Source organism: Accumulibacter sp. (assembly GCF_031732815.1).
Lineage (GTDB): Bacteria > Pseudomonadota > Gammaproteobacteria > Burkholderiales > Rhodocyclaceae > Accumulibacter.
In genome coordinates, this window is the sequence record NZ_JAVMKF010000010.1 from 1 (window position 1) to 9,922 (window position 9,922).

6 protein-coding genes are annotated in these 9,922 nt (G+C 63.8%); 4 read left to right on the top strand and 2 right to left on the bottom strand.

Annotated elements, in window-relative coordinates:
• From RKP46_RS00900 to RKP46_RS00915, 4 genes are all read left to right on the top strand, one after another.
• A partial coding sequence (locus RKP46_RS00900; protein WP_311104887.1) for an Ig-like domain-containing protein occupies positions 1-2,721 on the top strand: 2,721 nt, incomplete at its 5' end.
• 7 nt (positions 2,722-2,728) lie between these two features.
• Positions 2,729-4,231 (top strand): diguanylate cyclase, encoded by a 1,503-nt coding sequence (locus tag RKP46_RS00905; protein ID WP_311104888.1) that lies wholly within the window; start codon positions 2,729-2,731, stop codon positions 4,229-4,231.
• A 90-nt stretch (positions 4,232-4,321) separates the two neighbouring features.
• On the top strand, positions 4,322-5,176 hold the full coding sequence (locus RKP46_RS00910) for an HDOD domain-containing protein (protein WP_311104889.1): 855 nt from the start codon (positions 4,322-4,324) through the stop codon (positions 5,174-5,176).
• A 277-nt stretch (positions 5,177-5,453) separates the two neighbouring features.
• Positions 5,454-6,143 carry an HlyD family secretion protein gene (locus tag RKP46_RS00915; protein ID WP_311104890.1) on the top strand — a complete coding sequence of 230 codons (690 nt, stop codon included), beginning with the start codon at positions 5,454-5,456 and terminating at the stop codon, positions 6,141-6,143.
• Between the two features lie 60 nt (positions 6,144-6,203).
• Here RKP46_RS00915 and RKP46_RS20140 read toward each other — a convergent pair whose 3' ends face one another.
• Complete coding sequence (locus RKP46_RS20140) at positions 6,204-6,458, bottom strand: transposase (protein ID WP_409194085.1); 255 nt, start codon at positions 6,456-6,458, stop codon at positions 6,204-6,206.
• 223 nt (positions 6,459-6,681) lie between these two features.
• Positions 6,682-9,702 carry a PAS domain S-box protein gene (locus tag RKP46_RS00920; RefSeq protein WP_311104891.1) on the bottom strand — a complete coding sequence of 1,007 codons (3,021 nt, stop codon included), beginning with the start codon at positions 9,700-9,702 and terminating at the stop codon, positions 6,682-6,684.
• Positions 9,703-9,922: the final 220 nt, after the last annotated feature.

The window sequence follows — 9,922 nt, forward strand, 5'->3', positions numbered from 1 at the left end:
GTCGGCCAGATTCTGCGCGTCGTCGCCAGCTACACCGACGGCCAGGGGACGCTCGAGTCGGTCCCGTCCGCCGCAACGGGAGCCGTCACCAACCTCAACGACGCGCCCACCGGCAGCGTCACCATCGACGACACGACGCCAGCCCAAGGCCAGACGCTCACCGCCAGCAACACGCTCGCCGACGCCGACGGCCTCGGCGCGATCAGCTACCAGTGGCAGCGTACCGGCGTCGACATCGCCGGCGCCACCGGCAACACCTACACCACGACGCAGGCCGACGTCGGCCAGATCCTGCGCGTCGTCGCCAGCTATACCGACAGCCAGGGAACGCTCGAGTCTATCCCCTCCGCTGCAACGAGCGCCGTCACCAACGTCAACGACGCGCCCACGGGCACCGATGCGATCGTCGCCACGCTGGAAGACAGCGCTTACGTGTTCAACCCCAGCGACTTCGGCTTCCGGGACACGCTCGACGACCCCGGTAACGCGCTGGCCAACGTCCGGATAGCGACGCTGCCTGACGTGGGGAACCTGACGCTCGCTGGCACTGCAGTCGCCGCTGGCCAGTTCGTCAGCGCCGCCGCGATTGGCGCCGGCGCACTGCAGTTCACGCCGTTCGCCAACGCGCACGGCGTGGCTTATGCCAGCTTCAGCTTCCAGGTTCAGGACGATGGTGGCAGCGTTGATGGTGGCGTTGATCTCGACCCAGGCGCGCGGACGATCACCATCGACGTCATCCCGGTCGACGACGGCGCACCCCTGGCCAATTCCGACAGCATTCGCGTCGCCGAGGGTGGCAGCGCCACCTCTCTGCTTGGCGGCGCCAGCAGCGTCACCGCCAACGACCAGGGTCTGAGCGACTCCCCGATCAGCGTCAGCTTGCTCGCCGGCCCGGCGCATGCCGCCGGATTCGTTCTCATTGCCGACGGCAGCTTCGTCTACACGCACGATGGTAGCGAAAACTTCGTCGACAGCTTCACCTATCGCCTGAGCGATGACGACGGCCAGAGCAGCGAGGCGACGGTGAACATCGCTATCACGCCGGTCAATGACCACGACCCGCTGATTACCTCGACCGCCAACCCCAGCGTGGCTGAGAACACAAGCATGGTCGTCGCGCTAAGTGCCACTGATGCTGATCTGCCGCGCCAAACATTCACCTTTTCGATCGCCGGAGGTGTAGACGCCGCCCGTTTCGAAATCGTCGCTAATCAACTGCGCTTCACCTCTGCAGCGAACTTCGAACAACCCGGCGACGCCGACGCGAACGGCATCTACGAGGTCCGGGTCGCCGTGTCCGACGGCGCTGGCGGTGCTGCCACGCAGGCGATTTCGGTGACCGTCTTCGATCTCAGCGAGCCCGGGATCAGCCCGGTCGTAGACGTGGATCCGCAGCCCGAGGAGATTCCGGAGGATGCACTTCCCGGCACGGCCGTTGGCCTCACGGCGTTCGCCGAGCACCACGAGTCGGTCAACATGCCGCGCTACAGCCTGGCCGCCGACGGTGACGGGCGCTTTGCCGTCGATCCACAGACCGGCGTCATCCGTCTCGTGGCGGCCAACGCGCTGGACTACGAAGACACGCGCGAGTACCGTATTGTCGTGACTGCACAGATGCCTGACGGCGAATCGTCCAGCCTCGAAGCGCTCGTCCGGGTCACCGACGCCAACGACAACGCCCCGACTCTGCTTGCCCAGCAGCCGACGGTCGACGTCGGTGGTTCGGTAACGATGACGCCGGGGCTGCTTGCGGCCAGTGACCGCGACAGCGTCGGCGCCAACCTTCGCTTCATGCTCGCTAACGTGCAGGGAGGCCACTTCGAACTTGCCACGGAACCGGGTATTTCGATCGCGTCCTTCAGCGAAGGCGATCTGCTTGCCGGCAGCGTGCGCTTCGTCCACCAGGTAAGCGGGAGCGCACCAGCGTTTGAAGTGTCGGTCAGCGATGGGCGGTTTACCTCGGCGCCGGTTACCGTTTCGGTTCGCCTCAACCCCTATCTCGACACTTCCTCAGGAACGGGCTCGGGTACCGGATCGTCGACCAATCCGAGCGGCGCCACGGGCAACAGTGCGACGAAGAGCACAGGCACGACGGCGAGTCCCGCTGGCGCAACCGGCGGGCAGGCTGACCCGGCGGAGAGCACATCAACGGCTCAGCCCTTCACGGAAACGATGGTCCCACCGGCAATGTCGCTCGAGGCAGCCTTGCTCAGCCAGCCCTGGTCAACGCCGTTGCTTGATTCGCCGCTGCTCAGGACAGCCCTCCCCGAGATCACCAGCGCCGCCGCCGTGGCTTCCTCCGATACCAGCTTCGCGCAGGTGCCCGAACGTCTGCTCCAGCAGTTTCAGATCGAAACCTTGCGCTACACCAGCATGAGCGGAGATCGCCGTGGCGCCGCCGAAGATTTCACCGCTGCGCGACCGGCTGCGCCCGACCAGCCGAACCATACCGAGCCTTTCGAGGTCGGCCTCGACGCCGCCCGTACCGTCGGCGTCGCATTTTCGGTGGGTGCCGTCTGGTGGGCTCTGCGCGTCGGCGGTCTGATGGCCAGCCTGATTACCGCCGTTCCCGCCTGGCGCCAACTGGATCCCTTGCCGATTCTGCCCGACAAGGCCGGACCCGGCCGGCCCGGCGACTGGCTGGACGACGACGACGCTCCGGCACAAGCAGTCGGCAGCTATCAACCTCAGCTGCACAGCGCAGAGGCTGTGCTCGGATGATCAAGCGATGAGAGCACCGCGCATCACTCCGGTAGCGCGAATCAGTCTCGGCCTCACTTCGCTCGTCCTGATGCTGCTCCTGATCGTCGATTTCGTCGGTCTGGTCCCCGATCACCTCCGGATGGCGCGTGAAGTTCGTCACCGCAGCAGTCAGGCGGTAGCCATCCAGACTGCTGCGCTGCTGCCCAGTGGCGACCCGCTACCGCTGGCGCGCGCCTACGAGGATTTTCGTGCAGGTGACCCGGACGTTCTGTCGCTTGCCTTCCGCCTGAGTGATGGGCAGATTTTCGTCGCCGTTGGCGAACACGCGCGGCACTGGCATCCCCTGCACGAGGAGCGATCGCTGCTCGACCACGTGCAGGTACCCATTTTCGCCGGTCGCCAGCCATGGGGCCAGGTCGAGATCGCCTTCCAGCCGATCGTGCCGACTACTTTTCTGGGCTGGCTGCGTTACCCGACGGTCGTTCTGATGCTTGTTTTGACGTTTTTCGCCTATATCGGCTTCTATCTGTACATGCGGCGTGCGCTGCAGTACCTGGACCCGACGACGGCCGTACCCGAGCGCGTTCGCCAAGCCTTCGACACGCTGACCGACGGTATCGCCATCGTCGATCGCGATCGGCGGCTGATGCTCACCAACAAGACGTTCAATGCCTTGCACCCGGCGGCAGCGCTGAATCTGATCGGACGGCCAATCAACGAACAACGCTGGCTGTGCGAGTGCCTCGGAACGGACGTGGAGACCCTGCCCTGGGAGCGCGCGATGCGCGAGAACTGCACGCAAAGCGGCGTCATCTGCGACTTGCAACAACCCGCCGGCGACGCGCTGAAGCTCATCGTCCAGGCATCGCCGATCGTCGATCCGAAGGGCCTCGTGCGCGGTTGCCTGGTCTCCGTCGACAACGTCACGCAAGTGCACCGGATCAACGAAGAACTGCGCCAGACGCTGGTCGAACTTGAGGCTTCACGCGAGCAGATTCGCCAACAGAACATCGAACTGCACCAGCTCGCAAGCCGCGACCCGCTGACCGGCTGCCTCAACCGACGCGCCTTCTTCGAAGTTCTCGAGGGGCTGTTCCTTACTTCGCGCAAGCAGGGCAAGAACCTGTGCTGCATCATGTGCGACATCGACCACTTCAAGCGCTTCAATGACCGTTACGGCCACGCCGTCGGCGACGAGGTGATCCGCGCTCTGGTGCGCACGCTGCAGGCAGTCCTGCGCCAGCACGACCTCCTCTGCCGCTACGGCGGCGAGGAGTTCTGCATCATTCTGCCGGAAACAACCCTTGCCCAGGCTGCCGAAATCGCCGCCCGTCTGCGCTCGGAAGTCGAACTGCATGCTGGAACGTCTGTGCGCACGACCGAAGGACTGCAGATCACATCGAGCTTTGGCCTGGCCGCGCTGGCAGCCGACATGCACGACCCGGCCGAGTTGATCGACCGTGCCGACTCGGCGCTATACCAGTCCAAGGAAGGCGGCCGCAACCGTGTCACGATCTGGCAAGCGTAGAACGCCACCCGCCGGACAGCCCGTCGTGTATGCTCTGACCGCATTCATCCAGCCGCCAGCCCGCCCTCTTGCCGAAAGCGCCCGATTGCCATGCCGACTGCCGAACAACTCGTTGCTTCCAACGTAACGCTGGTCACTTTGCCGGAGGTCTTTGCCCGCGTGAAGCAGGTCGTCGACGATCCACGGGCAACCACCATCGACCTCGCACGTGTTATCTCCGCCGACCCGGGAGTCAGCGCCAGAATACTGAAGCTGATCAACAGCGCGTTCTGGGGCTTCAGCGGCCGCATAGACTCGCTGGCGCGAGCCGTTTCGCTGCTTGGCATGTTGCATGTGCATGACCTGGTTCTCGCCACCGCCGTGGTCGGAACCTTCCAGAGAATCCGACCTGAGCTGATGGATGTCGCCCGTTTCTGGCGGGGCAGTATTTTTCGCTCGCTCGCAGCAACTGCTCTGGCACGTCACGGGCAACTGGTCGATCTGGGCCGGGTATTTACCGAAGCCCTGCTCAGCGACCTGGGCCACCTGATCATTTACCTGAAGGCACCGAAACTCGCAGCTCAGGCGCTCGAACAGACACGTGCTACTCCCTGGCAGTTGGCCGAGGCAGAGCGGGCGCTGATCGGCTGCGATTATGCTGAGGTCGGTGGCACACTGACTGACTGCTGGCAGCTCCCCCAGTGTTTTGGCGAGGCGATTCGTTGCCAGAACGAGCCGCGCAAGGCGCAGGCGCACGCCCTCGAAGCGTCGCTGCTCAACATTGCCGGAATGCTCGATCTGCTGCGCAGCAGCTCGCTGGACAGCCCGACTCTCCTCGCGCACATCGACCCGTTTGCCTGGGAAACGACCGGCCTCGATCCAGCCTGCGCCGCCCAAATCCTCGCCGAAGCGAAGGACGGTCTGTCGGCGACGGCATTGCTCTTCGGCGTACCCAACGAGTCTTGAGTTGTTGCCCGGCACGACCCGCAGCGGAGCGGAGCGCTCGCCACCCACTCATGCAGACCCCGATGCGGCGCAAACGACACCGCCCAGCGACAGGAGCTAATGCTGCAAGTAATCACACACCTTCTATCTGCCGAATGCGTGATGCAAAGCCCACTCTACCTTCTTGAGGTATAATCCGCGTCTATAGGATCCGATGAGGTAGCGCTCGGCGGCACGATACAGCGCGGCCTTTCCTTGTCAACGTCGCCCATTGCGACGCATCTGGAAGAACCGGACGATGACCAGCCGCCCCCCACAACGTGCTTTCTTCTTCACCATCATTGCGGCGATCGTTCTCACCGCCGGCGGCTACGCTGCCTACCGGTCGCAAGTTCACGTATCGCCAAGCGGCTTTGCCGAAGGCGACGGACGAACGGAAGCCGTCGAGTTCAGCGTGACAACCCGTTTGCCGGGCCGCCTGCTCGACCTCCTGGTCAAGCCGGGCGACCAGGTCCGAGCGGGACAGATTGTTGCCCGCATGGACACGCTGCCCTTGAAAGGCGATGCCGCCGACAGCGTTCTGCAAGCAACGCGCGCTGGGCGGGTCAGCGCCACCCAGGCAGCACCGGGCGACATGCTGCCGGCCGGAGCGAAGGTGCTGACGCTGGTCGACCCCGACGAGGTCTGGGTCAGCCTCTCGCTGCCAGAGCGTTTCGCCGGGAAGATCTCGATCGGCAGCGACGTTCGCCTGTTGCTCGAGCCAACGCCACACTATGTCGTCCCGGCTCAGGTTTCCTCGGTCGAGGAAGCGGTCGGCGTGAGCAGCCAACGAGCGCCGCGAACTTTGCGCGGCACTGCCCAGATCAATCGCGAACTGCTGGCCAGGTACCGCGCGCAGATCACCCCGGGACTATCCGGAAGAGCCTACGTCCGCCTCGATCCGGCTGCTCAATGGCCGGCTTATCTGCGCAGCCGTCTGCTGCGCTAGGCGCGCTGGTCCCGCCAGACCCCTGATGGAATGGCTTGATGCGATTGAAGAAACGTTCGATCAGACAGCGACTGGCGTCGGCTCGCCGAGCAAAGGGACGCGGCGTAAGCCGATCGGAACGCGGCGGGATAAGCGCTTGCCCGTCCTGCGCAGTGATGGTCGCGACGAGGGCAAGTCGCGCCACGTGCTGCCGGTTCGCCTGATCCATGGCACGACTTGGACGAAGCGCCGCTTGTCTTTCGCCTTGACGCCACGGTCGGTCGCCGTGCCAGGCAGGAGTTGCTCAATGCGCTCCGATTGGTCGTCGCGCAACATCGCCCGATCCACCGGGACTGCTGTCGAACAGTCGGAAGATTAGGGCCATGGTTGGATATGGCATACACCTGTTCGCTCGATTGAGCGCACGCCCTGGTGAGTAAGGAAACAGCGGTTTGAGGTGATCGCGTTTTCCCTTACGCAGAGTGCGTTGCGTGAAAGGCCGGGTCCCCCTTGCCCGGATCAGTGAGCAAAGCGCACTCGAGCGATTTGACCTGATCGGCTAGTCTCTGGACAGCGCGTGCTCATCAACCGACGCTTCCGGGGCTCGACGCGGGAGGACGACGATGAAGGTCGTTCCCTGCCCCGGCGTGCTTTCGACGTCGATGCTGCCGCCAAGGACGCCGCTCACCAGGTTATAGACGATATAGAGACCCAATCCGCTACCGCCCTGTCCGAGACGCGTCGTGAAGAAGGGTTCAAAGACCCGTTTGAGGATCGGCGCGTCGATCCCCACCCCGTTGTCGGAGACGCGCAGGACAAACCGTGCGGGGTCGAGAGCGTAAGCGTGCAAGGCCACCCTCCCCGCACCCTGGGCGGCCAAACCGTGAGCAAGTGCGTTTTCGACGAGATTGACGATGATTTGCTCCAGCGGTCCCGGATAGCTGTCGAGTTCGAGGCCATAGGGAATGTCGACATCGACCCGGTGCTGCGTCCGTTTCAAGCTCGGGCGTAAAGCGACGAGAATGTCGTCGACCGTCTGGCGCAGATCGAACGAGCGGCGCCGCATGCTGCTCTGGTCGACTGCCACCTGCTTGAACTGGCTGATCAAGTCGGCTGCGCGCGCGGCGTTCCTTTCGAGCAGGTCGACAGCTTCCTGTCCCCGCAGAAGGAATCCTTCGACCTGCGATCGGCGCAGAGCCCCCTGCTCGAATGCGCTGGCCAGTTCGTGGATCTGCTCGCCCAACAAGCTGGCTACAACGCGACTGTTACCGAGGGGAGTATTCAGCTCGTGCGCCACACCGGCAACCAGGCTGCCGAGCGCGGCCAGTTTCTCCGCCTGAACCAGTTGCGCCATGGCCTGCCGCAGCTCGCGATTCGCGCACAGCAATTCATTGGTTCGCTCGGCGACCAATTCCTCCAGGTGCTCGCGGTATCTGCGAAGCTGTGCTTCCGCACGCTTGCGTTCGCTGATGTCGCGCGCCAGCGCGCAGTTGTACTCCTTGCCGCCAAACTCGATCAGGTTGGCCCTGATCTCGACCGGAAAGGCATTGCCGTCGCGCTTCCGATGAGTCGATTCGAATACCATGTGGCGCCGCTCCCTGAGTTCTCGCCAATGCGCGGACCAGCGCTCGCGCGGAAAGAGCGGATCGATATCACACACCGACATTTGCAGCAGTTCCTCGCGCGCGTAGCCGATTGCCTCACAAGCCGCCTGGTTTACATAGATCAGTCGACCGTCGGCACTCATCCAATACGCTGCTTCGCTGCTATGATCAACCGAAAACTGGGTCAAGCGCAGAGCCTCTTCGGCACGCTTCTGCTCGGTGACGTCACGAATGAAAACCACCACCGCTTCCCGACCACCCTGTTCGAAGAAGCCGGTCTCGATCTCGACCAGGAAGATGGTGCCGTCCTTCTTTTTTTCCCAGCGCGCATAGATCGGCGCGGTGCTTTCTTCGACGCTGCCCGTGGTGATTATTCTCTCCACGCGTGCTGGCACATCCTCCGGCGCCAGGCGCTTGAATTCCTCGCGCGTGTAACCGTAAAGCCGGCAAGCCGCCCGATTCACGTTGAGGACTTTCTGCGTCTGCCGGTCGAGAATCACGATCGCGTCCGGTGCCGTCTCGAAGAGGCTGAAATAGCGCGCCTCGCTTTCCGCCAAGCGGTCTTCGGCGAACTTGCGCGCGCTGATGTCGGCACCGACGCTGAATAGCTCGCTCACCCTCCCTTGCTCGTCGAGTACGGCTCTATTCGTCCACGCAACCCACACGCGTTCGCCGTTCGAACGCATATTCTGATTGACGTTATGCTCGAATCTCGCCGGGTCACGACAGATTTCGCTCATCAGCGCACACAGGTCCTGACCCCCTGGCCTATCCGCCGGCACGATCGTCCCGACGACGTGCCGACCGATGAGGTCCTCGGACGCGTAGCCGAAGAACCTCAACCCGAAGTCGTTGATGAAGGTAATCTTACCCTGCGGCGTCCAGCGCAGAATGATGCTGTTCGCATTCTCGACAAGTTGCCGATAGTTGATTTCGCTCTGGATCAGGGCGGCTTCCGTACGGCGCCGCGCGGTGATGTCATCGACCAGAGCGAGCTCCGCTGGGCGCCCGCGAAACGATATTCTGCGTGCGGTCACTTCGACCTCGAGCCGGCTTCCGCCCTTCCTGACGTGCTGCCAGACGCCGCGATCGCCGACTCCCTCCTCGACGCCAATGATGTCATCGCTGAGCAGCGGCGTCTGATCCGGTGGGCACACGTCATGGATGGTAATCGCCAGGAACTCTTCGCGCGTGTAGCCATAGACGGCAAGCGCGGCGTCGTTGACCGCCATGAAGGCAAGCGTCTGCACGTCGAAAATCCACATTGGCCTTGGATTGCTGTCAAAGAGCAGACCCGCATGCCCCTCATCCAACCCGAGCGCTTTGCCGCAGCTTTCACCCGAGCCGCGCTGCCGCTGTGTGGCGAGACCGAAAGCAAGTCCTTCGCTCAACTCGTCGAGCAGAGCAACCACCAAAGGAGCGAAGGCGCCCGCTGCACACGCGCCGACGAGCAATGCCCCGAAGCATCCGTCCTGATCACGCAGCGGCAACGCACAAAGTGCTCGCACACGGTCGCCCTCAAACTCGTCCGGGAAGACAGTCTGAGCCGCCTGAGCCGCCAATTCGTCCAGCAGACACGGCCGGCGCGTGCGGATGGCGGTACCGGCAGCGCGCTGCCAGGCGTCAGCGCCAGTCGGCAAAGCGTCTTCCACGCACTCACCGATCCGGCCGGAATGCGCCAGCAAACGCAAGGCCGGCCCCGCATCTTCGTCCAGGCAAACGACGCCGGCAAAGTCAAAGCAACCCGTCTCGACAACGACCCGGCAAACGGCGCCGAGCAACTGCGCCTGGTCTTTGCTGCGAACGAGCGCTCGATGCCACTCGCGAATCATTCGCAAAAGCTGATAGGCATCGCCTGTCGCCGCTTGCGGCTGCTCGCCGGGGTCAAGCGCGAGGCGCGTCGCCGCGGGAGCATTCGGGCTAGCCGCAGGCGAATTGCCAGCCATTTCCTGCCGATGCGCCATGGAAGAAGTCACCCGGCGCGCGCCAAAGTCGTGCTGACGCGCAGCGCTGAGCCAGGCCCGAGACCAGGATCGCCGGTGGCGGCTGGCGATACTTCATCGCGCACACCCAAGCAAGCCACCTTGGACACCCACCCAGGCTTGTGCCGTCGCTGCCACGACGCCACCCCACCCGCTGCTCGCTCAGTTCGGCTCGCCGAGCAGAAAGTCCTCAACCATGCGCACCTGTGATTCT